General features: G+C 54.7%; 24 protein-coding genes. 2 read left to right on the forward strand and 22 right to left on the reverse strand.

Features of this window, described 5'->3' with window-relative positions; all coding sequences use genetic code 11:
• Positions 1–143: 143 nt before the first annotated feature.
• From NFU03_RS06680 to NFU03_RS06765, 18 genes are all read right to left on the reverse strand, one after another.
• The gene (locus NFU03_RS06680; protein WP_251637235.1) at positions 144–1,232 is read right to left on the reverse strand and encodes a tartrate dehydrogenase; all 1,089 of its coding nucleotides are present in this window, start codon (positions 1,230–1,232) and stop codon (positions 144–146) included.
• Positions 1,232–2,236: an NAD(P)-dependent oxidoreductase gene (locus NFU03_RS06685; RefSeq protein ID WP_251637237.1), complete on the reverse strand. Its 1,005-nt coding sequence runs from the start codon at positions 2,234–2,236 to the stop codon at positions 1,232–1,234. The genes NFU03_RS06680 and NFU03_RS06685 overlap by 1 nt, the downstream gene beginning before the upstream one ends.
• Positions 2,237–2,271: 35 nt before the next feature.
• Positions 2,272–3,459, reverse strand: coding sequence for a thiolase family protein (locus tag NFU03_RS06690; protein WP_251637239.1), 1,188 nt, complete (start codon positions 3,457–3,459; stop codon positions 2,272–2,274).
• A 3-nt stretch (positions 3,460–3,462) separates the two neighbouring features.
• Positions 3,463–4,623, reverse strand: coding sequence for an acyl-CoA dehydrogenase family protein (locus NFU03_RS06695; protein WP_251637241.1), 1,161 nt, complete (start codon positions 4,621–4,623; stop codon positions 3,463–3,465).
• 14 nt (positions 4,624–4,637) lie between these two features.
• Positions 4,638–5,444, reverse strand: a complete 807-nt coding sequence (locus NFU03_RS06700) for an enoyl-CoA hydratase/isomerase family protein (RefSeq protein WP_309296258.1) — start codon at positions 5,442–5,444, stop codon at positions 4,638–4,640.
• Entirely contained in the window at positions 5,431–6,276 is an 846-nt protein-coding gene (locus tag NFU03_RS06705) for a 3-hydroxyacyl-CoA dehydrogenase (RefSeq protein WP_251637243.1), read from the reverse strand. Before NFU03_RS06705 ends, NFU03_RS06700 begins: the two co-directional genes overlap by 14 nt.
• Entirely contained in the window at positions 6,273–6,941 is a 669-nt protein-coding gene (locus tag NFU03_RS06710; protein WP_251637245.1) for a 3-oxoacid CoA-transferase subunit B, read from the reverse strand. The genes NFU03_RS06705 and NFU03_RS06710 overlap by 4 nt, the downstream gene beginning before the upstream one ends.
• On the reverse strand, positions 6,928–7,614 hold the full coding sequence (locus NFU03_RS06715; RefSeq protein WP_251637246.1) for a CoA transferase subunit A: 687 nt from the start codon (positions 7,612–7,614) through the stop codon (positions 6,928–6,930). Before NFU03_RS06715 ends, NFU03_RS06710 begins: the two co-directional genes overlap by 14 nt.
• A gap of 44 nt (positions 7,615–7,658) precedes the next feature.
• Positions 7,659–8,408 (reverse strand): amino acid ABC transporter ATP-binding protein, encoded by a 750-nt coding sequence (locus tag NFU03_RS06720; RefSeq protein WP_285835425.1) that lies wholly within the window; start codon positions 8,406–8,408, stop codon positions 7,659–7,661.
• Positions 8,409–8,444: 36 nt separating this feature from the next.
• Entirely contained in the window at positions 8,445–9,101 is a 657-nt protein-coding gene (locus tag NFU03_RS06725; RefSeq protein WP_251637248.1) for an amino acid ABC transporter permease, read from the reverse strand.
• 59 nt (positions 9,102–9,160) lie between these two features.
• Positions 9,161–10,336, reverse strand: a complete 1,176-nt coding sequence (locus NFU03_RS06730; protein ID WP_309296260.1) for a saccharopine dehydrogenase family protein — start codon at positions 10,334–10,336, stop codon at positions 9,161–9,163.
• 65 nt (positions 10,337–10,401) lie between these two features.
• Positions 10,402–11,226, reverse strand: a complete 825-nt coding sequence (locus NFU03_RS06735; RefSeq protein WP_251637252.1) for a transporter substrate-binding domain-containing protein — start codon at positions 11,224–11,226, stop codon at positions 10,402–10,404.
• 15 nt (positions 11,227–11,241) lie between these two features.
• Positions 11,242–12,726, reverse strand: a complete 1,485-nt coding sequence (locus NFU03_RS06740) for a sodium/proline symporter (RefSeq protein WP_251637254.1) — start codon at positions 12,724–12,726, stop codon at positions 11,242–11,244.
• A gap of 48 nt (positions 12,727–12,774) precedes the next feature.
• Positions 12,775–13,935: an NAD(P)/FAD-dependent oxidoreductase gene (locus NFU03_RS06745; RefSeq protein WP_285835426.1), complete on the reverse strand. Its 1,161-nt coding sequence runs from the start codon at positions 13,933–13,935 to the stop codon at positions 12,775–12,777.
• Between the two features lie 43 nt (positions 13,936–13,978).
• Complete coding sequence (locus NFU03_RS06750) at positions 13,979–14,956, reverse strand: ornithine cyclodeaminase family protein (RefSeq protein WP_251637470.1); 978 nt, start codon at positions 14,954–14,956, stop codon at positions 13,979–13,981.
• A 93-nt stretch (positions 14,957–15,049) separates the two neighbouring features.
• Complete coding sequence (locus NFU03_RS06755; RefSeq protein ID WP_251637256.1) at positions 15,050–16,267, reverse strand: LL-diaminopimelate aminotransferase; 1,218 nt, start codon at positions 16,265–16,267, stop codon at positions 15,050–15,052.
• A 172-nt stretch (positions 16,268–16,439) separates the two neighbouring features.
• On the reverse strand, positions 16,440–16,889 hold the full coding sequence (locus NFU03_RS06760) for a DUF1284 domain-containing protein (RefSeq protein ID WP_251637258.1): 450 nt from the start codon (positions 16,887–16,889) through the stop codon (positions 16,440–16,442).
• 166 nt (positions 16,890–17,055) lie between these two features.
• Positions 17,056–18,546 carry a peptide MFS transporter gene (locus NFU03_RS06765; protein ID WP_251637261.1) on the reverse strand — a complete coding sequence of 497 codons (1,491 nt, stop codon included), beginning with the start codon at positions 18,544–18,546 and terminating at the stop codon, positions 17,056–17,058.
• 250 nt (positions 18,547–18,796) lie between these two features.
• Here NFU03_RS06765 and NFU03_RS06770 point away from each other — a divergent pair, with 250 nt between their 5' ends.
• Positions 18,797–20,110, forward strand: coding sequence for a short-chain fatty acid transporter (locus tag NFU03_RS06770; protein WP_251637262.1), 1,314 nt, complete (start codon positions 18,797–18,799; stop codon positions 20,108–20,110).
• Positions 20,111–20,253: 143 nt separating this feature from the next.
• Here NFU03_RS06770 and NFU03_RS06775 read toward each other — a convergent pair whose 3' ends face one another.
• The 3 genes from NFU03_RS06775 to NFU03_RS06785 form a co-directional block, all read right to left on the reverse strand.
• Positions 20,254–21,195: a polysaccharide deacetylase family protein gene (locus NFU03_RS06775; protein ID WP_251637263.1), complete on the reverse strand. Its 942-nt coding sequence runs from the start codon at positions 21,193–21,195 to the stop codon at positions 20,254–20,256.
• Positions 21,196–21,273: 78 nt separating this feature from the next.
• Positions 21,274–22,146, reverse strand: coding sequence for an anti-sigma-V factor RsiV (gene rsiV / locus NFU03_RS06780; RefSeq protein ID WP_251637264.1), 873 nt, complete (start codon positions 22,144–22,146; stop codon positions 21,274–21,276).
• The gene (locus NFU03_RS06785; protein WP_251637265.1) at positions 22,143–22,640 is read right to left on the reverse strand and encodes an RNA polymerase sigma factor SigV; all 498 of its coding nucleotides are present in this window, start codon (positions 22,638–22,640) and stop codon (positions 22,143–22,145) included. Before NFU03_RS06785 ends, rsiV begins: the two co-directional genes overlap by 4 nt.
• A 191-nt stretch (positions 22,641–22,831) precedes the next feature.
• Here NFU03_RS06785 and NFU03_RS06790 point away from each other — a divergent pair, with 191 nt between their 5' ends.
• On the forward strand, positions 22,832–24,892 hold the full coding sequence (locus NFU03_RS06790; RefSeq protein ID WP_251637266.1) for a S9 family peptidase: 2,061 nt from the start codon (positions 22,832–22,834) through the stop codon (positions 24,890–24,892).
• Between the two features lie 59 nt (positions 24,893–24,951).
• On the opposite strand, the gene thrS is transcribed toward NFU03_RS06790, so the two are convergent.
• A complete protein-coding gene (gene thrS, locus NFU03_RS06795; RefSeq protein ID WP_251637267.1) occupies positions 24,952–26,151 on the reverse strand; it encodes a threonine--tRNA ligase in 1,200 nt (399 codons plus the stop codon).
• Between the last annotated feature and the right edge of the window lie 172 nt (positions 26,152–26,323).

Genomic DNA, 26,323 nt, shown 5'->3' on the forward strand with positions numbered 1-26,323 from the left:
CTACTGGAATGGAGCGCATAGCTGCAGGAAATGAGCGGTTACACACAACAATCGAACGGTTAGCCAGCCGAATTGAGCGGTTAAACCCTGGTATCGAGCGGTTATCTGCATGAATTGATCGGTTAGACGCCGTAATTGATCGGTTAGCCGCCGTCTGCCTGCACCGCATTCGACTGCAGCAGCTCGACGAAGCGATCTCCTGTTTCACCGGTCGTCGCGGTGCCGCCGAGATCTGCTGTCACGCTGCCCCGCTCCTGCAAGATCGTCTCGATCGTCCGCAGCACGGTTCCACCCCATTCGGGTTCATCGAAAAAGTCTAGCATCTGGCTGACGGACCAGATGGCTGCGAGCGGATTGGCGATCCCTTTTCCGGCGATGTCCGGCGCAGAGCCGTGAACCGGTTCGAACATTGACGGATACTCGCGCTCCGGATTGATGTTGGCACCTGCTGCGAGTCCCATGCCGCCTGCGATGGCGGCCCCGATATCGGTCAGGATGTCCCCGAACAGATTGGACGTGACGACGATCTCAAACCGCTCCGGCTCCGTGACGAAGTACAGGCTCGCGGCATCGACCAAATAGGAATACGTCCGGACATCGGGGTATTCCTTGCCGACTTCTTCGAAGACTTCATCCCAGAACACCATCGAGTAATTCAGCGCGTTTGCTTTGCTTACGCTCGTCAGCGTCCGCTTCGACCGGCGTGCTTCCTCGTACGCGTACCGGATGATCCGCTCCGTCCCTTTGCGGGAGAACACGCCGGTCTGGAGAACGACTTCTTCTGGCTTACCTTTGAACAGCCGGTCGCCCGCCCCAGCGTACTCCCCTTCGCTATTTTCGCGGATGACGAGGAAGTCGATGTCCTCCCGGCTCTTCCACTTCAGCGGTGTCAGTTCAGGATCGAGCAGAGTGACAGGCCGCAGATTCACGTATTGGTCGAACTCTTTGCGGATCGTCAGCAGCAAGTCCCAGAGCGAAATGTGATCCGGCACTCCTGGGTAGCCGACCGCGCCGAGGTAGATGGCGTCGAATGCCTTTAACTGCTCAATACCGTCTTCCGCCATCATCCTGCCATGCTCCAAATAGTATTCACAGCCCCACGGAAATTCAGTGAATGAAAACGACAGTCCCGGATCCATCCGTTCGATTGCCTTCAGCACTTTCACCCCTTCCGCTACGACTTCGGGGCCGATGCCGTCGCCTGGGATGACTGCAATATTGAATGTTTTCATCAAATCCCCCTTGTTTTACCGGCCGCGAGCTGCCGGGCATTCGCGATGACGTCCAGCAGTTCTCCGCGTATCGCTTTCACGAGGTTTTCGGCGATCGTCACGGACGTCTCCCTCGCCGCTTCCAGGCTGATTCCGCCGACGTGAGGGGTCAGCGTCATATTCGCAGCTGAGAAAAACGGGTGATCGGCTGCTGGCGGTTCATCCGCATACACGTCCACCGCAGCATGTCTCAGCTTACCGAGGTTCAGCGCGTCCGTCAGTTCGCTTTCCCGGATGACGCCGCCGCGCGACGTGTTCACGAGCACGGCTTCCGGTTTCATGAGTGTAAACAATTCCTTCCCGATAATTCCCTCGGTCGCTTCTGTGAGCGGGATATGAAGACTTACGGCATCACTCCTGCGGAACACTTCCTCCATCGACAACGTCAGCTCGACGCCGAGCGAGTCTGCGCGCGCCTGCCGTTCGTCCGAAATCGACCGGACGTATGCGAGGACGTTCATCCCGAAACCGGCGGATGCCATAGTCGCCAGTTTCTGCGCGATCGATCCGAAGCCGATGAGGCCGAGCGTCTTGTACTGCAGTTCCCGCGTAAAATTCCCGTCGCGGGATAAAAAGTTCCCCCGCTTCATCTCCATGTCGAACGCGGCAATGTTTTTCATGGCGGCAAGCAGGAGCGCTGCAGCATGCTCGGCGGTCGCAGTACTGTTCAGCTTCGGGGCATGGAGCACTTTGATCCCTTTTTCCGTAGCATACCCGACATCGATATTGTCGAGCCCGATGCCTGCGCCCGATATGGCTGACACCGTCCGGCAGTGATCCAGCAACTGACGCGTGATCCGCGCCGGTGCCCGCAGGATGATTCCGTCGACGTGGTACTGTTTCAAGTAGTCGACGATCGCCGGTTCATCGAATTGGTCAAAGCGCTTCACAGTGGCAAGTTCAGCCAGCGTCCGTTCGCCGTCGGGGTGGTACATCGGCAGGATCTGTATGATATGCGGCTTCACAGAGCAGCCCCTTTCAGGTTTATTAAATGAACCTGTCATTGCAGATTCTCGACGATCGTCGTGATTCCCTGGCCGCCGCCGATGCACAGCGTGACGAGTCCGAACTGCTCATTGCGCCGTTTCAGCTCCGCCAGCAGTTTCGTCATGAGGACCGCCCCCGTCGCACCGATCGGATGACCGAGAGCGATCGCTCCGCCGTTGACGTTCACTCGGTCGATATCCATCCCGGTCCCCCAGATGACGGCGAGCGCCTGGGCGGCGAATGCTTCGTTCAGTTCGATGAGCCCGATATCTTTCATGGTCAGTCCGGCTAATTTCAGTGCTTTCTCGGTAGATGTGACTGGTCCGATGCCCATCACTTCCGGGGAGACGCCGCTCACCGCCTGCGAAACGATCCGTGCTTTCGGAAGGATGCCGTATTCGTGCAGTTTGTCTCCCGACATCATGAGGACCGCAGCGGCCCCGTCGTTCCGGCCGCTCGCGTTTCCTGCTGTGACGGTCCCGTCAGTTTTGAAAACAGTCCTGAGTCCCGCGAGCTGTTCGAGTGTCGTCGTCCGCGGGTGTTCATCCGAATCGAAGACCGAGCTCGATTTACGGCCCTTCACTTCGTACGGCACGATTTCGTCCGCGAATTTCCCTTCCCGGATCGCCTGCTCCGCGAGACGCTGGCTCCTGAGCGCGAACTCGTCCTGTTCGCCTCGTGTAATACCATACTTCTCCGCCAAGTTTTCCGCTGTCATTCCCATCGTCAGCTCTCCGTATACTTCTGACGGCTGTGAGCGAGGCTGGCTTTCCGTGTTCGGGTCGAGCAGCAGGCCGTTCCCTGCACCGAAGCCGTACCGCGCATCGCGGATGTAATACGGTGCCGTGCTCATGCTTTCGGCGCCTCCCGCGATGATGACATCCGACAGCCCGAGCCGGATCTGCTGGTCTGCGTTGTTGACGGCCTGCAGTCCGGAGCCGCATTGGCGGTGGACCGTGTAACCGGGCACGGTCACCGGCAGACCGGCACGCAATGACGCGAGCCGGGCGAGGTTCGATGTATCCGCGCTCTGTTTCGCCTGTCCGAGAATGACTTCATCCACAGAGATTTCCGGATTAGTACGCACCATCACTTCCCGGATCACTTTTTCCGCCAGATGGTCGACGGGGACATTTTTCAGCGAACCGCCCATCCGGCCGACCGCAGTCCGTACAGCCCCAACGATATAACTGTTCCGCACTCCTTACAGCCCCTTCTGCGCATAGTCGCGTTTCAGTTCGCCAGCAATGATATTACGCTGGATTTCGGATGTGCCTTCGTAAATCTTGGTGATCCGGGCGTCGCGGTAGTAGCGTTCGATCGGATAGTCCTTCATGTAGCCGATGCCGCCGTGAATCTGGAGGGCGAGATCGGCGACGCTGTTATACACTTCTGATGCGTACAGTTTCGCGATCGCCGCTTCCTTCACGACACGCATCTTCTGATCGGACATCCAGGCGACACGGTAGGTCAGCGAGCGCAGCACTTCGATCTGCATGCTGATGTCCGCGAGCATATGCTGGACCGCCTGCATGTCGACGATTTTCTGGCCGAACTGCTCTCGTTCGTGCGCGTAGTCGAGCGAGTGCTCGAGCAGCCGTACACATGACCCTAGATTGCGTGCCGCGAGCCCCGCCCGTCCGTTCGCGAGGATCTTCAGGGCATTGACGTAACCATTCCCCTCTTCGCCGAGGACGTTTTCCGTCGGGACTTCCATATTGTCGAAGAAAAGTTCAGCGGAATGCGATCCTCTCAAGCCCATCTTCCGTTCGACGGCCCCGACCGTGAAGCCCGGCGTATCCTTTTCGACGATGAATGACGTAATGCCGCGCGCGCCTTTTTCCCGGTCCGTCACCGCCATGACGGTGAATACATGGGCATCGACCGCGTTCGTTATATAATGCTTCGAACCGTTCAGCACGTAGCGGTCGCCGTGCCTGACCGCTGTCGTCTTCAAATTCGCAGCATTCGAGCCCGCACTCGGCTCGGTCAGCGCAAACGCCCCGATCCATTCTCCTGTCGCCATCTTCGGCAAATATTTCTCCTTCTGTTCCTCGGTGCCGAGGTCGACGATGCCGACCGAGCCGATGCCTGTATGGGCACCGATCAGCGTCGTATAGCCGTTATGGGTCTTTCCGAGTTCTTCGTAGATCGCACATTTGCCGACCATGTCGAGACCGAGACCGCCATATTGCTCGGGGATGCCGAGCCCGAACAGCCCCATATCTTTCGACAGGCTGACGATCCTGTCGGGGATCCGGTCGTCCTCCTCGATGTCCATAGCAGAAGGTTCGACTTGTTCCCGCACGAATTTCCGTACACTCTCCCGAAGGAATTGGATATCATCTGTAAAATTGAAGTCCATGACCACGTCTCCTTTTACCGATTGTTGAATTCCGCTGCCCGCTTTTCGATGAAAGCAAGCGTGCCTTCTTTTTTATCGTCCGTCCCGAAAGCGACTGCCTGGGACAGTTTTTCGATCCATTGGGCGGTCCCGCTGTCGATGTCGAATCCTTTGTGCACGGCGGCTTTCGCCAGCTGCACGGCGACCGGGCCCTTTTTCAGGACGGCGGAGGAAATCTGACCAAGTGTTTCATCGAGTCCATCTTCATCCGTCAAATATGTGACGAGGCCGATCCGCTCCGCTTCTTTGCCATTGATGAGCCTGCCCGTCAAAATCATATCAAGCGCCTGCCCTTTTCCGATGATCCTCGAAAGACGCTGCGTGCCGCCTGCCCCCGGGATGATCCCTAAATTCAGTTCAGGCAGGCCGAACACCGCCTGTTCCGTCGCCGCGCGGATGTCGCAGGCGAGTGCCAATTCGCAGCCGCCGCCGAGCGCATAGCCTTCCACCGCGGCCACCGTCACTTTTGAGGAGTTTTCAATCAGGGAATACAGCCCCTGCATGCCGGGCGCAAGCGCCGCAAGCGCCTCCCGGTCGTGCAGCTGCCGGATGTCGGCGCCGGAAGCGAATGAACGGCCGCCCGCTCCACGGAAGATGATGACACGCACTTCGCCGTCCTGTTCAGCCAGTTGTACCGCTTCGCCGATTTCCCGGAGCATATCAGCATCGAGCGCGTTCCGTTTTTCCGGCCGGTTCAATGTGATCCGCATCACGCCCTGTCCGTTCACGGCGGTAATATTTTTGAAATCCGAAATGACGGTCCCTCCCTTACGAGTAATCATAGAACCCTCTTCCGCTCTTCCTGCCGAGCCGTCCTGCTTTTACGTACTTCATGAGCAGCGGACACGGCCGGTATTTCTCGCCGAGCGTCTTGTGCAAATACTCCATATTGCGAAGCCTTGTGTCGAGACCGACCAAATCCGCGAGCTCCAAGGGACCCATCGGATGGTTGAGTCCGAGCTTCATCGCCCGGTCGATGTCTTCGGCAGACGCGACCCCTTCCATCAGCAGGTTCATCGCCTCGTTGCCGATGAGGCAGTTCATGCGTGACGTCACAAAGCCCGGGAATTCATTCACCTCGATCGGCTGTTTCCCGAGTGACTTGGCAATATCCTTCACGGCGGCTACTGTTTCGTCTGATGTTTCCAATCCACGGACAATCTCGACCAGCTTCATCTTATGGACAGGGTTGAAAAAGTGCATGGCCAAAATTTTATCCGGCCGGGACGTCTGTGCGCCGATTTCTGTCGGACTCATCGTGGACGTATTCGTCGCGAGGATTGTCTCCGGTCTGCAAATACGGTCGAGCTGGCGGAAGACGCCGATTTTCAGCTCGATATCCTCGAGCACCGCTTCGATGACGAGGTCGGCTCCGGAAGCCGCATCGCTCAAATCAGCTTCATGCGTCAAATTACGTTTTGCAGTTTCATAGGAATCGGCATCCAGGAACCCGCCCTGGACGCTTTTGTCAAGCAGCAGCTCTATAGCTCCGCGTGCATTCTGCAACACCGCTTCATGCACATCATTCAAGACGACCCGGTATCCGGCCACGGCGCATGCATACGCAATCCCCTTCCCCATGACACCTGAGCCGACGACAGTGATCTGTTTCACTCCGCAGCCTCCTCTTGTTTGTCCGGTTCTCTCAATCCGACCTGGAACGGCGCTCCGGTGATCTCCTGCAATTCATCGAGAGGAAGATCGGATAATTGTTCGACGAGGTACATCGAGCCTTCTTCAAACCGGAATACTGCATGCTCCGTCACGACTAGATCCGCTTTCCGGATGCCGCTCGTCGGATAGGTCAGTTCCTCCACCAGTTTCGGTTCTCCGTGTTTCGATGAATGCAGCGTCGCGACGATGATTTTGTTGGCTCCGGCGACGAGATCCATCGCGCCTCCGACACCGAGGATCGTCGCACCAGGCACTGCCCAGTTCGCAATCTCGCCTGTCCGGTCGACCTGCAGCGCACCGAGCACCGCCACATCGATGTGACCGCCGCGGATCATCGCGAACGAAGCCGAGCTGTCGAACAGCGAAGCGCCGGTCTCCATCGTGATCGGATCCTTGCTTGCGCTGATCAGGTCCATGTTCACCTGTCCGGGCGGCGGGGTCGGACCCATGCCGAGCAGCCCGTTTTCCGACTGCAGCACGAGTTGTTTATCATCCAGGTAATCCGGGATGAGGGTCGGGATCCCTACGCCGAGATTGACGGTCTGTCCGCTTTCGAGCTCCTGGACGATCCGTTTTGCGATCGTGATGCGTCTATTCTCGTTCAACGAACACACCTGCCTTTTTCACGTAGCGGCTCAGGACGACATAATCGACGTAGACGTGCGGCGTGACGATGTGTGCCGGAGCAAGCTCCCCTGTCCCGACGATTTCATCCACCTCGGCGATGACGACTTTGCCGGCGGTTGCCATGACAGGATTGAAGTTGCGCCCGGTATGATCGTAGACGAGATTGCCGAGCCGGTCCGCTTTGTGGGCTTTGATAAGCGAGACGTCGGCTTTGATCGCTTTTTCGAACAAGTACCGCTCCCCGTCGATCTCCCGTTCCTCTTTCCCATCAGCGAGTTTCGTGCCGGCCGCAGTCTTCGTATAAAATCCACCGATGCCCGCACCGCCGCAGCGGACAGCTTCCGCGAGCGTCCCCTGAGGCACCAGCTCGATCTCCAGTTCCCCGTCGGCCCATGCCTTGACGGCGTCGCGGTTCGTCGTGAAATACGAACCGACCGCTTTTTTCAGTTTCTTGCCTTCCAGCAGGATGCCGAGACCTTTCCCGGGCTCTCCTAAGTTATTGCTGACGACCGTCAACCCGGTCAGGGACGAAGCCGCCAGCCCATCGATCAGTGTCAGCGGCGTTCCGGACATACCGAATCCTCCGACGAGCACCGTATCGCCGTTTTTGATGAATTTCACAAACTCATAGGCGTCCAGCAGTTTCTGCAAATGGCCCCCTCCTTCCATACTTCCAGTTCCAGACACTCAGTAACTCACTTCGTGGATGACAGGAACCGCTTCGTTCTCTCATGCTGGGGATGATCGAAGACCTGTTCAGGTTTCCCCTGCTCGACGATCACTCCGCCATCCATGAAGATCACCCGGTCTGCCACATCCTTCGCGAAGCCCATTTCATGGGTGACGATAATCATCGTCATCCCTTCGAGTGCAAGCTCTTTGATCACCTGGAGGACTTCGCGGACAAGTTCAGGGTCAAGGGCAGAGGTCGGTTCGTCGTAAAGCATGACAGTAGGATCCAGCGATAATGCTCTCGCGATCGCCACGCGCTGCTGCTGTCCGCCCGACAACTGCGCAGGATAATGGTCTTTGCGATCACCGAGCCCGACTTTCTCCAGCAGGGATCCGGCTGCTTCCCGTGCCTCGGCAGCCGGAAGGTTCCTGATCGTCAGCGGACCTTCCATCACGTTCTCCAGCGCCGTCTTATGCGGAAAGAGGTTGAATGATTGAAAGACGAAACCGGTTTTCTTCCGCATTTCCCGTATTTCCTTTTTCTGCTCACGCGTCACCCTGCCATTTATGCGGATGACGTGCGGCCCGATCCGGATGTCCCCTTCGTCAGGGGTCTCGAGGTTCGTCAGGCAGCGGAGGAATGTCGATTTCCCAGAACCGCTCGGCCCCATGATGACGACCACTTCGCTTTTTTCCACGTCGAGATCGATGCCGCACAATACCGGGCTGCTGCCGAACTGCTTCCTTACATTTTTGACTTCAACGATTTTCATTGGGAAACACCGCCTTCCTAAGTTTTGAAGTAGGTGCTACTGGGCCAGGTGTTTGGACGAATGCCGCTCGAAACGGTCCAGCAGCTGGGTGAAACAAGTGATAAGGATCCAATAGATGGCTGCGGCAATCAGATAGATGGTCAGCGGCTCGAACGTCTTAGCGATGATCAGGCTGGACATCTGCAGCAATTCCGTGACGGTGATCACCGAGACGAGTGAAGTGTCTTTTATCAATACGATGAATGAGTTGGACAGTGTCGGGATTGCGATCCGCAAGCTTTGCGGCAGGATGATCCGGCGCATCGCCTGCCCGTACGTCATCCCCATCGAGATCGCTGCTTCCGTCTGCCCTTTGTCGACCGCGAGGATGGATGCCCGGAACGATTCGGACAAGTAGGCACCTGCATTCAGACTCAGCGCCATGATCCCTGAAGAAATCGGATCGAGGGAGATGCCGATCTGCGGCAGTCCGTAGTAGATGACGAATATTTGCACGAGCAGCGGTGTCCCCCGTATGACGGAAATATAGACGCTTGCAATCTGATGCAGCACCGGCAGCCTGCCGATGCGTATCAGCGCTGTGAAAAACCCGATCACAAGCGCGATGATGACGGAGATGCAGCTTAAAAAGAGCGTCATGGCTGAAGCTTTCAGCAGTGCAGGAACAGAGTCGATGATCATTGTGAATTCCACGAGCTCACTCCCTTTCCATCAGGATCAGCAAATTGTACACAACGAAATTCGGATTATATTCAGCTGTCGCATTCGGTAGTTGCTGTGTAATTGATGGCAATGCCGAGCTCTCGCAGCTCTTCGAGAAACGGATCGAACCGTTCGCCGGTGATGAGCGTCTCGATCGGCACGACGCCGGCTGTATCGATCTTTCTCTCCGCAAGCCATTTTGCGGCGAGCGCCGCAGGCAATGCAGTCGTTTTCGCCATCGAAGTGATGTTCCGGCGATGGTCGTACAGGTCGACCATTTCCCATGTATGCGTCTGCCTGAGTCCGTCCTTCATTCCGGTCACTTCGACTCTGACGACGGTAATATCCTCGGCTGTTCCGCCTTTCAGCTGCGGCTCGAGGATCGCCCCGGCCAGCTGGCGCGGTATAACGGTATCCCCGTTGACACTGACAGGCAGATCATCCAGGAAGCCGAGCTCACTTAAGACCTTCATCTTGGCCCAGTGTCCCGGATAGCGGACAGTTTTTTCGGTCAAGTTCTTCACTTTGTCCTTCAATGTATACGCAGTGCTGTGTGAGTCCGTCAAAACGGCCTCACAAGCGCCGACAGGGGAAGGAAATGTTATCGTCTCAAGTTCCGAGAGTGCCGGAAACTCAACGATTTCATGGTCCCTTACAGCGACAGCCGGTTTGGTATAAAGGCCTAAAACGCTCTCCAGACGGAACACGACCTGATACCAGAGCGGCGGAAGCGGCTTTTCCGGCAGTCCGCCGCAGATCATGACGGCATGTTCCGCTTCATCGAGCAGCTCGATCCCCCGGGCGGCCAGGAAGTTGGTAAGTCCAGGAGCGACCCCGCAGCCGGGAATAAGCGTCACGCCTGCCGCTTCGGCATCGGAGTGGAGTTCCGCTTTCCCCTTGAAATCCGACCCGACCAAATCCACTAGATGACACCGCGCTGCGATGGCAGCTTCCATGGCTGTTGCGGTGAGTGAGTGAGGCAGGCATCCTACTGCCACATCCGCCCCCTCGAGAACCGATCTTATGTCCTCTGCCGTAGAAAACACTGCAGTTCTTCCGCTCACTTTTGAATTTCCCGCCTTATCCAGGCAGCGTTCTATCATCTCCTGACTAATATCTACCGCTGTCACAGACGTGATGCATTCGAAATCAGCCAATTCTTTAACAACCGCTGTGCCAATCATGCCAGCACCTAAAACGACAGCCCGCATACCGTTCTCTCCCATCCGGGGTATAGAGTGAGTGACCCGGAGCACCCAGTGCTTTCTGAACGGGATGCCCAGGTCCCTTGTTAAAATTCAAGCGGATCCGCACCGAACCATTTTTTATAGATTTCCTTGTACGTACCGTCTTCCTTCATATCTGCCAGCGCGTCATTCACTTGTTTCACGAAGTCTTCATTGCCTTTGTTGACCGCCATGCCAATATTGTCTTTGTTCAGAATGTCGCTGGCGATCTTGATGGGCAGATCATTTTCCTTGATGTTGTAATTCATCAGCAGCTGGTCGTTGATGATCACGTCGAGCCGTTTGTTCGTCAGGTCCTGGATGTAGTCGCTCACGGCCTTGTAAAGTTTGACGTCCGCCCCTTCGACGGTGTTGGCCACTTCTTCGAAGGTCGTACCGCCGCCCACGCCGACTTTCTTCCCTTTGATGTCTGCGAGCTCGCGGATGTCATCGGTCTCTTTCCGTGTGATGAGAACCGAACCTGTCACGACATAGGGATCCGTGAAGTCAACGCTTTTCTTGCGCTCTTCGGTGACGGTCATCTGGCCGATGATGATGTCGAACTTATCCGCCTTCAGACCGCCGATCAGGCCATCCCATTTCGTTGCGATGAATTCCGCTTCTACGCCGAGCCTTTTCGCGATCTCATTTGAGATATCGACGTCGAATCCGTGGAATTGGTCCTTCTCATCCAGGAAGTTGAACGGCGGATACGTGCCTTCGAAGGCGACGCGCAGCTTTTTCGATTTCTGTACACGTTCTGCAACACCGGCTTTGGCGGACTCCCCGCCGCCAGCTGATGATGTTCCGTCTTTGCTCTTCCCGCCGCATCCGACCAATAGGACAGCAGCAGCGGCGGCTATCAATGAAAACCTCAGCAATCTTTTCAATGGAATCCCTCCCTGTCAGTCTGTTTTCGGCAGCGGATCTTCGGTTGTCGCTGTACTCGCATCTGCGTCTTTCTCGGGTTTATCCGGGAACAGCAGACTGAAGACGATACCGAATGCCGCGGCGATGAAGAATGTCGTGAACCGCGATGTTGCGATGGCATCGAGCGGTGTGGAAATCCAGATGACCGTGCTGACGAAGCCGGAGACGATTGTCGCGATCACGCCGATTCCGGAGTACCGCTTCCAGATGAACGTCAGGATCACAGCCGGCGACAGCGTACAGCCGACGCCCGCCCACGCCCAGCTCACAACGAGGAAGACGAGCGACTTGGACGTCAGCGCGATCACGAGTCCGACAATCCCTGCGCCGACGATCGCGAGACGGGAGATCATGACGAGTTTCTTTTCTGTCAGATTAAGGCCCATCGCTCTCCGGATGATGTCTTCACTGACCGAACTCGTGATGACGAGGAGCTGCGAATCCGCCGTCGAAATGATCGCAGCCAGTATCCCTGCAAGCAGGATGCCGGCAATCCAAGGCGGCATGAGGTCGAGGATCATGAACGGCAGGATCATTTCGACATCAGCAAACACCTGCCCCTGATAGAGTGTGAGTGCTGTGATCCCGATCATGAAAGCGCCGCTGTAGGCGAGCACTGTCCAGCCGATCGCGACGAAGCTTCCTTGTTTCGCTTCCTTTTTACTGCGCAGTGCCATGAAGCGGGCACTGAGCTGCGGCTGACCTCCGAGGAACCCGAAGAACCAGGCGAAGTTGTTGAACAGCAGCAGTCCGAGTGCAAATCCGATGGCGCCGCCCGTCCATGAATCCATGGAAGGACCGGCCGCAGTCAGTGCCGCACTGATAGACAGATCGGCCGCTGAAATGTGCACGAGTGCCACAATCGGAAGGACAACTAGTGTGATGAGCATCATGATCGCCTGGATCATATCCGTCCAGACGACTGTCACGAACCCGCCGACGTAGGCAAGGATGACAACGACGAGCACGCTCATCACCGCACCGATATGCGTCGGAATGTTGAAGACTGCGAACAGCGTCTTCCCGGCTCCTGCAATCTGGGCGCCGAAGTAGAACATCATGAAGCTGAAAATGAGAATGGTAGAAAGCCAGAGGATCGGTTTGCCGTGGCGGCCGAAACGTGCTGCCAAGTAACCGGGAAGTGTGAGGGCGCCTGTAGCTTCGGCCTCACTCATGAACTTCTTCGCGAGGAACAGCCAGGAAAAGACGATACCGGATGCGATACCGACTGCCACCCATACGCCGGACAGACCGGTCGCAAAGACAAAGCCGGTGTAACCGAGCAGGAGCCAGGCAGATTCCCCGGTCGCCCGTTCGGAAAACGCGAGCGCCCAGCCCGGAAGCTGCTTGCCGCCGAGCAGGAAATCGGCGTGGCTTTTGGAACGGCGGCTGACAAGATAGCCGACAACGAGCATGATCACGAGATACAGGACGAATTCCACCATGATAACCGTATGCATTTCACTCATCTCCTTCAGTGATCTGATTTGGTGATGCTCTTACTTCCGTTACACGATAGCGTCTTCCAGGACTAAATCATTGTCTGCAAACCGGCTGACACGCAGCGGCGACAAGTCGAGCGTTTCGTATTTCCCTTTATAGATCAGCTCCGCAAGTCCGAGCCCGACGCCCGGTGCCTGCTGCATCCCGTGTCCGCTGAAACCGATGGCGACATAGTAACCGCCGCGGAGCGGATGTTCGCCGATGATGGCGTTCTGGTCCGCGGTATTGTGGTCGTACAGACCTGCCCAGCCGGTCTCCAGTTTCAGCTGTTCGAAGTTCGGCACGCGGTGTGCGAGGGTCGGCCAGAGGTCCTCGAACGCTGACCGCTTCCAGCTGAAATCGATGCCCGGCTTCACATCATCCGAGAAACCGGCGACCACTTTCTCCATTTCATGGCGGAAGTACACGCCGGTCGGATCGATTGTAAGCGGTAACATCTTCTCAAGTTTCTTTGCCGTATCGAAGACATACATCTGCCGTTTCAGCGGGACGACCGGCAGCGGAACACCGAGCTGTTCGCTTAACGCAGCTCCCCAAGCCCCTGCGCAGTTCACGACGACAGGTGCTGCGTGAACTGAGCCGTCCGCGAGCTGAACCCCCGTCATCCGGCCGCTTTCCGACAGCAGCTGCACCACTTCGGCGGTCTCGTACACGACACCGAGCCTCTGCGCCTGCCTGCGGTATCCCTGCATGACCGAATACGGATCGAGGTAGCCGTCCTCCTTGCAGAACAGGCCGCCCGCGAGATCCCCTGTTTCGAGTTCCGGTATGAGTCCCTTCAACTCGCTTTGCGAAAGGAGTTCCGACGGCACACCGAGCGATTGCTGCAGAGCGAGCTGTTTTTCGTACGCCGGCATCATCCGTTCCGTCGCAAGGAACAGATAGCCGGGCTGTTTGAAGTCGATCTCCGCTTTCTCTCCATCAAGCGCCATATCTTCTGCGAAAGTTTTATAGATGCCGAGACTATAGCGGCTCAAGGTGATATTGACTGCCGTCGAGTACAGCTGGCGGAATCCGCCGGCACTCCTGGCAGTCGATGAATACTCGTACGTCGGGTCTTTTTCGAACACGGTGATCGAGCCGTTGAAGCCGAGCTTGCGCAGCGAGTAGGCTGTGCTCGATCCCATGACCCCTCCGCCGACGATGATAATGTCTGATTTATTCACAGGCGGTTCTCCTTTCCGAGTTGACGGCTGCGGTTCAATAATTTTACGTGAGATCGATGGCAGTCCCTATGCCGGCAGCCAGCGCTTTGTCATATAAATGCTTGGCGACGACGACGTCCGCGATGGCCAGGCCGACCGACTTGAAGACGGTGATTTCCTCTTCCGACTCACGCCCTGACAGCCGTCCGCTGATGATTAACCCCAGTTCGCCGTGCAGGTCATCTGGCGAAAAATGGCCGTCGCGTATCGGAATGCAGAGATCCCCTGCCTCCGCAAGCGCCGCTTCGGCACATTCGACAACGACTTTCGAAGCTGAGCGGATGGCGGAAGACGGGAGCTCCTGCATGTCCGGCCTGAACGAACCGACCGCATTCACGTGCGTCCCGTGCTTCAGAAGAGCGGTGAACACCGGTTCCAGGGAAGACGTCGCCGTCACAAGGATGTCCGACGCCTTGACGACCGTGCCGGGATTCGTACAGATGACGACGCGCTTGCCGGTTTCCGCTGCGATCTTCTCCGCGAAACGGGCAGCTTTTCCAGCGGTCCGGTTGAACAAATAGACGGTTTCGATGTCACGGACGGCGAACACCGCGGCGCACAGTCCGTCCGCCTGCTCACCCGTCCCGATGATGCCAAGTGTCTTCGCGTCACGTCTGGCCAGGTGATCCGTCGCAACACCCGACAGCGCACCGGTCCTCAGTTTTGTCAAATAGGAACCTTCCAGCAAAGCGAGCGGTTCCCCGGTCTCCATATCGGCCAGACAGACGACACCCTGGATGACTTTCTTTCCGCGGCCTGCATTCGACGGCACAACGGTGACGTATTTCAGTCCCATCGCACCGAGGAGTGGCGCGGCAGACGGCATGACGATGCTTGAATTCCCTTCACCGAACGGCAGCACGGTCCGGATAGGCGTGTCCGTCTGACGCGCGGAATATTGCTCCAGCGCTTCCTCGATGCAGATGAGGATCTCTTTCATGTCGACGAGTTCTTCCTGATCAGCAGCGGATAGGAAAATGATTGGCGGTACCTCCTCTGATTGTCTTTTGGGTGATGAAAGACCATGTCAGCCCAGCCTGACGCATGATCAACGTGCTGTCCGCCCGATTTCATCTCAAAACCGGATCGTGTCGCGAATACGCTGCACAGCTTCCAGCAGCCGCTCTGTCGGCACAGAGACCGAAATGCGGAAATACCCTTCACCGGCGGGGCCGAACGCACTTCCCGGCGTCACAATGACGCCTGCCTTGCTGAGCACTTCCTCGGTGAATGCAGCGGACGTGAACGGCTCCGGCACGCGTGCCCAGATGAAGAAGCTGCCGCGCGGCGGTTCCGTCCGGATGCCGACAGATGCGAGCCCGTCCGCCACTGCCTTCAGCCGTTCACCGTAGATCCGGTTATTTGCCGAGACACAGTGCTGATCCGCTTCCAGCGCATAAGCCGCCGCTTTTTGGACCGGTGTGAATTGACCGGTATCCGTATTACTCTTCAGGACGGCGAGCGCCTTCAGCATGTCGCGGTTGCCGACTGCGTAGCCGATCCGCATCCCCGTCATGCTGTACGTTTTCGAGAACGAACCGAATTCGACGGCAATGGACTTGGCCCCTTCCGCCTGCAGGATGCTCGGTGCTGAATAGCCGTCGAACGTAACCCGGTTATAAGCGGAGTCATGGGCGACGGGAATACCGTGCAGTTTCGCGAATGCCACCGCCCGCTCAAAGAATGCAGGATCGACGGTAGCGGCTGTTGGATTGCCCGGATAATTTAAGAACATGAGCTTCGCCCGGCGAAGCACCTTTTCCGGAATCGCTCCGAAATCCGGTTCAAAATTATTCTCCTCGCGCAGCGGCATGCCCGCATATTCACCGTTCGCTAGAAGGACCGCCATCCGGTATACCGGGTAGCTCGGGTCCGGGATGAGTACTGTATCCCCGGGGTCAATGAGCGCAGGGACGAGATGGGCGATCCCCTCTTTTGAGCCGATTAGTGCGAGCACCTCGGTCTCAGGATCCAGTTCGACCCCGTACTGCTGACCGTAGAATCGTGCGACCGCTTCCCGGAACTCTGCACACCCGGCGAATTCGGGATAATTGAAATTTTTCGGATCAGCCAGCTCCTCTGTCAGTCTGCGGACGATATGCTCAGGTGTAGGCAAATCGGGGTCCCCAATGCCGAGGTCGATAACGTCGATACCCGCTGCAACCATTGCCGCCTTCTTTTTCTGGATTTGTGCAAACAAATACGGAGGGATTTGTCCCACCCGTTCAGACGCGACTTTCAAGCGACCACCTGCCTTCTTGAATTTCTTGTCCCTGGCCAGTTCACTAGCCATTCTATGTGCGGCTCGTCCTGAAAAGTAGTCATTTTGAAAACTTCGGGCAGATGACAGTCCGTCTCCAGAAAACACAAAAAACCCCTTTGTCCCGCGTAGCCGAGACAAAGGGGTTGACGCTTCTGACAGATTGGGCAAACCATGCTGCGTCCGCCTGCACCTGTCTTCCTATTCATTTCAATAAGCGTGCATTCACAGAGGGGTCCGCACCTAGCGGTAAAAGACCTTTCGCTTCGATGGTTCTTTGGACACCTTCTTCACAAACTCCATATTCCCGCCACGAGCACGTTTCACAAATGACCGCAATATCGTCCGGCTTGACCTGCAGCCTTATGCGCCGCTCGACTTCACGCCAGGGCAAGACGTCACTATATGTCAGGCCGAGCCGTTTCAAGATTTCTTTATCCCTCACATAGATCCCAGTCTCTTCACAATGATATGGCTGGTCATCGGGAAATTTGGCACAGAGATGATCCGGTCCTTTGACAACTTGGATGAGGGTATCCGGCTTATTCCGCAATGCTTCATGGACAGCTGTCATCGTAGCCGCGTACTCTTCCGAATACCCGACGCCTCGGTAGCCGAGCAGGCAAAAGAGATGATGCCCCCGCAATTTGATCATGTGGATTCCGCCTTTTCTTTTATTAGACACAGTCAGCAAGATACCGTTTCGTATTGTACCAAAGTTTTCTGAAGTATTCATCTGTTTGTATTCCATAGAAAAAAGAGAGGCAAGCACTTGGGCTCCCTCTCTCTTTTGTTACCGTTGCTCTTGAAGTGCAACCGGTTTATTTAATCCCTTTCATGGAACGCTGGATAATCGGTGAAATGATGAACAGCACGACGCCGAGAGCGATGGCAGCACCGCCGATTGACCCAAAGTAAATGACTTCCGTGTCAGCGGAATACAATTTGACTAACTGTGCATTTAGCGCTTGAGCTGCTGCGTTGGACAAAAACCACAAACTCATCGTCTGTGCCGAAAATGCAGCAGGTGCGAGTTTCGTCGTAGCGGACAACCCGACCGGTGACAGGCACAATTCGCCGACAGCCACGAAGAAGATGCTGAGTACGAGCCATAGCGGATTGACCAGTGCGTCCGCGTCTCCAAAGATGCCCGGCAGCAGGATGACAATGAACGATGCTCCTGCAAACAGCAGGCCGAACGAAAACTTCTGTGGAATATTCGGCTGGCGATCGCCGAGTTTCACCCACAGCATCGCAAACAGCGGAGCCAGAATGATGACGAACATCGGCCAGAACGACTGGAACCATGCAGGCGACAGTTCAATCCCCATGAAATTCAGATCTGTCCGAGTGTCCGCATACAAAGCCAAAATCGTAGACCCTTGTTCCGCAATGACCCAGAACAGGACAGAAGCGACGAACAGCGGGATGTACGCAAGCAGCCTGGACTGCTCCACCATATTCGTTTTTGGACTGCGATACATCACGATGAAGTATATCGTCGGAATCAGGAATGCCAGAATCCCGATAAGATTGACGAACGAATCGAATGTCAACCAGCCGAGTGGGATGCCGATCGCCACAAGAGCAGCAATCACAATAGCTGACAAAGTAAAGATAACAGTGACACGTTTCTTTTCTTCTGCTTTCAGCGGGTTGGCAACGAACGTACCAGCCTCGCCCAGATTTTTCTTTTTCGTAGCCATGAAGACGACGAGACCTAAGAACATCCCGACAGCCGCTACACCGAATCCGAGGTGGAAACTCGACTTCATCAGCTCTCCTGCAATCAGCGGGGAGATGAATGCCCCGAGGTTGATGCCCATATAGAAGATACTGAACCCGGCATCACGACGGTTATCATTGGCAGGATAAAGTTCGCCGACAACACTAGATGCGTTCGGTTTCAGCAAGCCTGTCCCGAGAACGATAAGCACCATCGACACGAAGAACATTGCAATATTGCCTGGAATCGCAAGCGCAATATGACCGAACATGATGAGCACGCCGCCGTAAAACACGGCTTTTGACGTCCCGAGCACACGGTCCGCAAGCCATCCGCCGATAATTCCTGACATATAGACGAGTGATCCGTAGATCGACATGATCGACAGCGCGACGGTCTTATCAAGCCCCAGCCCGCCTTTTGACACTTCGTAATACATATAGAAAACGAGGATCGCGCGCATGCCATAATAACTGAAGCGCTCCCAGAATTCCGTGAAGAACAAAGTGAATAATCCTTTCGGGTGACCAAAGAACCCTGTCTGCGGAACCGTCTCCGCAATTTCGCGTTTTGTTGGATTTGTCATAATGTTTCCCCCTTACAATACTTGAATTATATATGTAAGCGCTTTATATTGCTATAGTAATATTTAGTAATGAATAATGTTTTACAATAGTGATTATTACCAATCATAAGATATTTAGTTCTATCTCTCAACAGAGATTATACTTTTGACTTACAGAAGACTTATCTCATTATCTGAAAAACATATTTTCTTCAGAATACTAATATGGTAGGGTGAGATAGGTTCTAGAATCAACAAGGGGGAATGTATCTTGCGCGTTTTAACGAGATGGTCGAACACCATCATGGAGCGGTATTTGCCGGATCCGTACATATTTGTGGCACTCTTAACGCTCGTCGTCTTTGCACTTGGCTTAGGACTCACTGAATCCAGTGCACTCGACATGGCCGTCTACTGGGGCGACGGCTTTTGGGGCTTATTAGCTTTCACAATGCAGATGGTCATTGTTTTAGTAGCCGGACATGTGCTGGCTAGCAGCCCACTGTTTAAAAAAGGGCTGAGTCAACTCGCCGGGCTTGCTAAAACACCAGGCTCAGCAATTATTCTGGTAACGGTTATTTCATTGATCGCTTGCTGGATCAACTGGGGTTTCGGATTGGTGATCGGAGCATTATTCGCAAAGGAAATTGCAAAGAAAGTGACGACGGTCGATTACCGTCTTCTGATTGCGAGTGCGTATTCAGGGTTCATCGTGTGGCATGGCGGTCTCGGAGGATCGATTCCGCTGTCAATCGCGACGAAGGATCATCCATATGCTGATATGATGGGTGTCGTACCGACATCTGAAACGATCTTCTCCCTGTACAACCTTGTGATTGTCGGTGTCATCTTTGTCAGTCTGCCGATTTTAAACAGGTTCATGATGCCGAAAGCAGAGGATACCGTCACTGTAGATCCTGCATTGCTTGAGGATGAAATTGCAGCAGAGGAAGTTTCCGAGCAGACACCTGCTGCCCGGCTTGAAAACAGCTGGATCCTCTCCATGCTGATCGGATTGCTCGGTGTTGTCTATCTCGTCCACCATTTTGGGGTGAACGGTTTCGATTTGAATTTAAATATCGTTAATCTGATCTTCTTCATTCTTGGCATTATTTTCCACGGGACGCCGAAGCGGTTTCTTGCTGCGGTTGCTAATGCCGTGAAAACTGCAGGTGGCATTATCATTCAATTTCCGTTTTACGCAGGAATTATGGGGATGATGGTGACATCTGGGCTTGCGGGCGTCATCTCGGAAGGGTTTGTCAATATTTCAACTGCAGCAACCTTTCCCCTTTTCACGTTCTATGCTGCTGGAATCGTAAATTTCTTTATTCCTTCCGGAGGCGGTCAGTGGGCTGTTCAGGCACCGATCATGCTCGACGCCGCCCAGTCCCTCGGCGTCAGCTACTCGAAGACCGCCATGGCCATCGCGTGGGGCGACGCCTGGACGAATATGATCCAGCCGTTCTGGGCACTGCCGGCTCTCGCAATTGCCGGATTACATGCAAAGGATATTATGGGATACTGTGTCTTTGTTCTAGTGTTGAGCGGAATCGTTGTAAGCCTGGGACTGTATTTCTTATAACAAAAGCCGGCTGTTTCCCACTGCAGCCGGCTTTTGTTATTTGCTGATATAGGTTTTGGGAAGGTTGTTCAAGGAAGGCCATGACATTGTTCTTCTGCCTTCGGGCACTCCACTCTTCACTCTCATGCCGTCTTCAAAATCTGTTACAGATCAGGGTCATTCATGAAATTCACACTGAAGTGATGGCTGTCCTCATAGACAGCGAACGAGTAGCCCTGCTGTTTGAGGTATTGGATGATCTCCGGCAATTCATCGAGTGTCTGCTGTTTTTCATGCATCAGGATAACTTCCGTGTCGTTTTTAAGCTGATTGACAATATTGCGTTTGATCTGCGCCGGATTGTCACGAAGTTCCCAGTCATGCGAATCGATCGTCCAATCCCACACTTTCAGACCCTCATCTGCAATCTGACTGCGGATCGCCGAATCTTTCAGGCCGGGCGCAGAGCCGTATGGCGGGCGCACCAGATGCGGTTCGGTACCTGTCAGCTGACGGATCAGCTGCAGCGTCGCCATCATTTCCGGTACGAACTTCTGATCGGTGTAGAGTTTCCTGTAATTATGCGTCATACTGTGCGCACCGATATAATGGCCTGCTTCAGCTGCCCGGCGGACACTGTCCTGCAGCTGCGGTTTCTGCAGATTGACCCCCTGCATGAAAAAAGTCGCTTTCACGTCATATGTATGGAGGACCTCGACGATTTCATCGGTCCAGCGGCTCGGCCCGTCGTCGAACGTCAGGTATACCGTTTTTCGGGGCGTCTGACCTGTGGTATCAACCGTGGCCTCATTCGTTCCGTCTTTTTGATTCCCTTCCCGCTCTCCGGTTTCTTCCGGTGCTCCTTCATCTCTATCTTCAACTTCTATTGGAGCGTCAGCAGATGACGGCTTTTTTGTGTCTGGCTGTTCTTGAATTGCACTTTCCTGCTGACCGCCTGTCTTTTCAACAGCGACCCCTGCTGGGGAGGGCTTGGCGGAATTCACATTCGCAGCGAAGAACGTGCCCGCGATAAGCAGGAGGATGAGGAGGGCCGCATATGGCTTTTTCAGTTTCCTTCTCCTTTTTTTCTCTGTGGAAAGCTGCATGATCCACTTTACTTCCTTTCATCTATCAAAATGCCCGGCAGTCAGCATCTGTGATTCTCTGACTGCCGGTTGGACCGGTCAGCGGATATAGGAGTCGCCAACCAGCTGGTCTTTCAGAATTTCGCTCGGAATTTCGAATGTCACCACTCCCATATATCCGGGCGCCACTTCGTATTCATCAAATGACAGGACGAGCTTATGATCGGCTGTAATATAGAATTCCTGATCACGGTCAATCTGGCGGAAGTCCGCTGTGTCGTCTCCATCTATGAAGTAGACCAGACTGTCATCATGTGCCATTTGCCGCATCATTTCAGCTTTCAGATAATCACTGATGACAGCGACGTAGCCGGCATCTTTGAACAGACTCGGAAGCGTCAGCAGAATACCGTTCTCCTTGTCGATGGTGTCATAATGCATCATCGTTGCTGCTGAAGCGGCCGTAACCTCTTCGTACCGCCCGATGGACAGCAGCTGATCCGTGTCAGTCAGGACTTCATAGCCGGTGTCGATACCTGCATGGCCTCCCCCCGCTTTCTCCAACAAGCCTGTTTCCTCTTTGAATTTTTCATAGAGGGCTTTGTTTTCGGCCAAGTACTGCTCATTCAGCGAGTTTTGAAGGTCCGTATTGGTGAGCCCTTGAATTTCAGGTGTCTTCAAATCTGCATGGTACGTAGTTTCCTCGAGTGTGAAGCGTTCACCTGTCAGCACTTGAACAATTGACCCAAGAACCGGTATGTTGTCGAATGTGCGGGCAAATCCAGGACTGACATTGACACTTCCGACAAACAATGCAGCGGCTGCCGCAGCGCTGATTGTCCATCTTTTCAACGGCTGGCGTCTGCCCGGCCGTTTTTTCGCGCGGCCGACGGATTGTTTCACCCTTTCTTCCAACTCTGCAGGAATTTCTATTTCCTTATATTTATTTTTTAATTCTTCTAGACTTTTCATTGATTGCTCTCCTCTCCGATTTCCAGACGCAGTTTTTTCAGAACCCGATAGAGCCGGGCTTTGGTCGTGCTTAATTTCTCCTCCAGAACTTGAGCGATTTCGCTTATTTTCATATCTTCGAAATACCGCAGAATAATGAGGATCCGTTCTTCGGCAGGCAGCTGTTCGACCGCTGCCGCTAAGTCGAGGTCCCTGCCATGCTGCACCGTTTCCGGCAAATGATGCTGGATGACCTCCTCCCCCGCTGCAATCATTCGTCCGTTCTTGCGCAGAAAGTCGATCGACGTATTGATGAGGATCCGGTAGTACCAGGTTTTCAAGTAACGGTCATCCTGCAGCCGTCCTGCAGATTGCAGCGCTTTTACGATCGCCTCCTGTAATACATCCAGCGCGTCTTCTTTGTTTTTCACGTAACTGTAGGCGAGCCGGTAATGGGCTTCCCTATTTTCGATAATATAAGTTTCCACTTGCTGATATACGGTTTGTTTGGTCATGACAACTGTTCCACCTTCTATAGTTTAAGCAGTTCGCGAATCTGTCTTACTTATTAGACGGCTGACGGCAGAAAAAAGTTAAGGCATCCTAAAATAAATATCCGGATGCCTGATTTTCCTGGATGTTTTTAAAAGGAGTTATCTGAAAAGCGTAGAAACTAAAGGAGAAGAGAAAGGGAGGAAATCTAGAAATGATGAAACCACCAATCGCAAAAAAAATCCCGCACGCTCACGAACTGCATGGCGACGTGCGGCAGGATGACTACTATTGGCTGAATGAGAAAGAAAATCCCGAGGTCATTGCGTACTTGGAAGCGGAGAATGCGTACTTCAAGGAAGTGATGGAACCGCTGCAGGAGCAGACGGATGAACTCTATGAAGCAATGGTCGCCCGTGTGCCGGAGACGGAAGTCGATGTGCCGGTTCAGCACGGTCCCTACTTCTATTATTCCCGTCAGGAAAAGGACAAGCAGTATCCGATCTATGCGCGCAAGAAAGCCGCAGATCGCAGCGGTCTTGACAGTGCTCCTGAAGAGATCACACTCGACTTGAATGAGCTCGCTGAAGGCAGCGACTATTTGAGTGTGACGGCCCAGAAACTGAGTGATAACCAGCAGCTGCTCGCCTATTTGGAAAACCGGGATGGCACGGATCGGTACACGGTCTTTGTAAAAGATCTGGAAACCGGCGAGCTGCTTCCGGACAGAATCAACGACGTGTTCATCTACGGCAGTCTTGAATGGAGCCGGTCCGGCGAGTACCTGTTCTATACGACGGTCGATGAGCAGCAGCGGCCGTCCAAACTGTGGCGCCACAAACTCGGCAGCACGGAATCAGACCAGCTTCTCTACGAGGAGAAAGAAGAGACATTCAGCCTCTACATCAGCAAAACGCTGAGCGAGCGGTTCATCAGCGTCTATGTCTCTTCGAAAACGACGAGCGAGATCCGGCTTATCGATGCGGACGAGCCGCTTTCCGAGCTGTGGCTCATCGACGCGCGCCGGGAAGGGATCGAGTATGACGTCGAGCATTCGGGAGAAGACCTTCTCATCCTGACGAACGAAAATGCGCAAAACTTCCAGCTGCTGCGGGCGCCGCTCGATAACTTGGATGCGAAGGAAGAAGTCGTCCCGTATGATGAAACAAAGTACTTGCAGGGCATCTATCCGTTCCGCGACCGCCTGCTCGTAGCCGGCCGGGAAGACGGGCTGACGCAAATCTGGACGATTGAAGGCGGGGCGCTGGAACGGCTGACCTGGGATGAACCGATCTACACGGTGGGCGTCCTGTCCGGTCAGAGCCAGGACGCAAACGAAATCCTGGTCAGTTTCGAGTCGTGCATCACGCCGGAGACGACGTTCAGCTTCGAACCGAAGTCACTCGATCGAACGCTCCTGCAAGTCTCACCTGTCAGCGGCGACTATGATCGCTCCCACTTCAGCCAGAAGCATGTGTTCGCGACGGCGGAAGACGGAACGAAGATTCCGGTCCTCCTCGTATTCAAAAACGGTGCGCTCGATGACGGGCCGGCCCCGCTGCTGTTGAATGCGTACGGATCATACGGCGCGAACAGTGACCCGTATTTCAGTCCGTACCGCCTGCCTGTGCTGGAACGCGGGGTCGTATACGCTGTGGCGCAAGTGCGCGGCGGTTCGGAAATGGGCCGACACTGGTATGACAATGGAAAAATGGAGCACAAACGTAATACGTTCACCGATTTCATCGCTGCGGCAGATTATCTGATCGCTGAAGGCTATACGACGACTGGTCAGCTCGCTGCACGCGGCGGCAGTGCGGGCGGCCTGCTGATGGGCGCTGTTGCGAACATGGCCGGCGACCGGTTCAAAGTTATTGTTCCGGAAGTGCCGTTCGTAGATGTCCTGACCACGATGCTCGATACGTCGATCCCGCTGACGACGCTCGAGTGGGATGAATGGGGTGACCCGCGTCAGGCAGAAAGCTATTTCTACATGAAGTCCTACAGCCCGTATGACAATGTGGAAGCGAAAGACTACCCGCATCTGTACATCACGACCGGCTTGAACGATCCGCGCGTCGGCTATTTCGAACCGGCCAAGTGGGTCGCCCGGCTGCGCGAGCTGAAAACCGACACTAACACGCTCGTCATGAAAACCAACATGGGTGCCGGCCACTTTGGTGAATCCGGACGGCTGAACCAGCTCAAGGAAGTCGCTACCCTCTACTCGTTCGTACTGGATAAAATCAACGCGAATTCGGGTGTGAAAGCGTAAGATTCCGAGCGCGGCCACACATCCAACAGGCAGAGTCCCAACCGGAACTCTGCCTGTTTTCATTCATCTGCAGCGAGCAGCCTGACCGCGTCCTCTATCGTCATCTGGCCTAGGTCGCCGTCTTGCCGTTTCCGTACAGATAACGTGCGGTCCTTCACTTCCTGATCACCGATCACCCACGCAAACGGGACTTTCCGTTTAGCGGAATCCCTCACTCGGTAACCGAATTTCTCTGCACGGTCATCCACTTCCGCGCGGTACCCCTTCTCCATCAGCAGGCTTTTCAATTCATAGGCGAAGTCGTTATGAACACTTGCAATCGGCAGGATGCGGATCTGCTCCGGAGCGAGCCAAAGCGGCAAGGCCCCTTCGTAATGCTCAATCAGGATGGCCAAGAACCGCTCGATCGATCCGAAGATCGCACGATGGATAATGATTGGGTGATGCAGTGCGTTGTCTTCCGCGATGTATTGGCAATTGAATTTTTCCGGCATCTGGAAATCGAGCTGGACCGTTCCGCACTGCCAGCTCCTGCCGAGCGAATCGAGGATATGGAAATCGATCTTCGGCCCGTAGAATGCACCGTCGCCTTCGTTCACTGTATACGCCATCCCCCGTTGCTGAAGTACTTGTTCGAGCGACTCTTCCGCTCGGTCCCACTTTTCAATCTGGCCCATGAACTGCTCCGGACGTGTCGATAATTCGACTTCATACTCGAAACCGAAATGGCTGTACATGTCATGGATCAGATCGAGCACATGACCGATTTCCGAAGCGATCTGGTCTTCCCGGACGAATAAGTGGGCATCGTCTTGTGTGAATGCCCGGACTCTCAGCAATCCGTTCAGTGATCCCGATAACTCATGGCGATGTACCAGGCCCAACTCTGCGTATCGGATCGGCAGTTCCCGGTAACTGCGCCGTTTGTGATTAAAGATCAGCATCGCCCCCGGGCAGTTCATCGGTTTCAGCGCGTATTCCTGATTGTCGACTTGTGAGAAATACATATTTTCGTGGTAATGATCCCAGTGCCCCGATGTCTCCCAAAGTTCCTGCTTCATCATGACGGGTGTCTTGATTTCCTGATATCCTGCTTTCCGGTGGGCATCCCGCCAATAGTGTTCGAGCGCATTCCGGACGATCATGCCGTTCGGCAAATAGAATGGCATACCCGGTGCTTCGTCGGATGCCATCACCAATTCGAGTTCCTGACTGAGCTGACGGTGATTCTTCACTTCTTCATTTACTTGACTGGACATAAGTAGTCGCCTCCATTTTTTATATAAAAAAACCGCACTCCTCCCCGGAAAGGGACGAATGCGGTCGTGGTACCACCCTAGTTTTACAGACGCCAAAACCAGGCATCTGCACTTCATAACGATAACGGTCTCCCGGACAGGGTTTCATGCGGCTGCATGGTTCCCCCTGCCA

The organism is Sporosarcina sp. NCCP-2716, from assembly GCF_023707985.1.
GTDB lineage: Bacteria > Bacillota > Bacilli > Bacillales_A > Planococcaceae > Sporosarcina.

Bases quoted from the DNA above. Each gene is read 5' to 3' on its own strand.
- NFU03_RS06680 (WP_251637235.1), bottom strand. From the start codon at position 1,232: ATGAAAACATTCAATATTGCAGTCATCCCAGGCGACGGCATCGGCCCC.
- NFU03_RS06695 (WP_251637241.1), bottom strand. From the start codon at position 4,623: ATGGACTTCAATTTTACAGATGATATCCAATTCCTTCGGGAGAGTGTA.
- NFU03_RS06700 (WP_309296258.1), bottom strand. From the start codon at position 5,444: ATGATTACTCGTAAGGGAGGGACCGTCATTTCGGATTTCAAAAATATT.
- NFU03_RS06720 (WP_285835425.1), bottom strand. From the start codon at position 8,408: ATGAAAATCGTTGAAGTCAAAAATGTAAGGAAGCAGTTCGGCAGCAGC.
- NFU03_RS06730 (WP_309296260.1), bottom strand. From the start codon at position 10,336: ATGGGAGAGAACGGTATGCGGGCTGTCGTTTTAGGTGCTGGCATGATT.
- NFU03_RS06740 (WP_251637254.1), bottom strand. From the start codon at position 12,726: ATGCATACGGTTATCATGGTGGAATTCGTCCTGTATCTCGTGATCATG.
- NFU03_RS06755 (WP_251637256.1), bottom strand. From the start codon at position 16,267: ATGGCTAGTGAACTGGCCAGGGACAAGAAATTCAAGAAGGCAGGTGGT.
- NFU03_RS06760 (WP_251637258.1), bottom strand. From the start codon at position 16,889: ATGATCAAATTGCGGGGGCATCATCTCTTTTGCCTGCTCGGCTACCGA.
- NFU03_RS06765 (WP_251637261.1), bottom strand. From the start codon at position 18,546: ATGACAAATCCAACAAAACGCGAAATTGCGGAGACGGTTCCGCAGACA.
- NFU03_RS06775 (WP_251637263.1), bottom strand. From the start codon at position 21,195: ATGCAGCTTTCCACAGAGAAAAAAAGGAGAAGGAAACTGAAAAAGCCA.
- rsiV (WP_251637264.1), bottom strand. From the start codon at position 22,146: ATGAAAAGTCTAGAAGAATTAAAAAATAAATATAAGGAAATAGAAATT.
- NFU03_RS06785 (WP_251637265.1), bottom strand. From the start codon at position 22,640: ATGACCAAACAAACCGTATATCAGCAAGTGGAAACTTATATTATCGAA.
- NFU03_RS06790 (WP_251637266.1), top strand. From the start codon at position 22,832: ATGATGAAACCACCAATCGCAAAAAAAATCCCGCACGCTCACGAACTG.
- thrS (WP_251637267.1), bottom strand. From the start codon at position 26,151: ATGTCCAGTCAAGTAAATGAAGAAGTGAAGAATCACCGTCAGCTCAGT.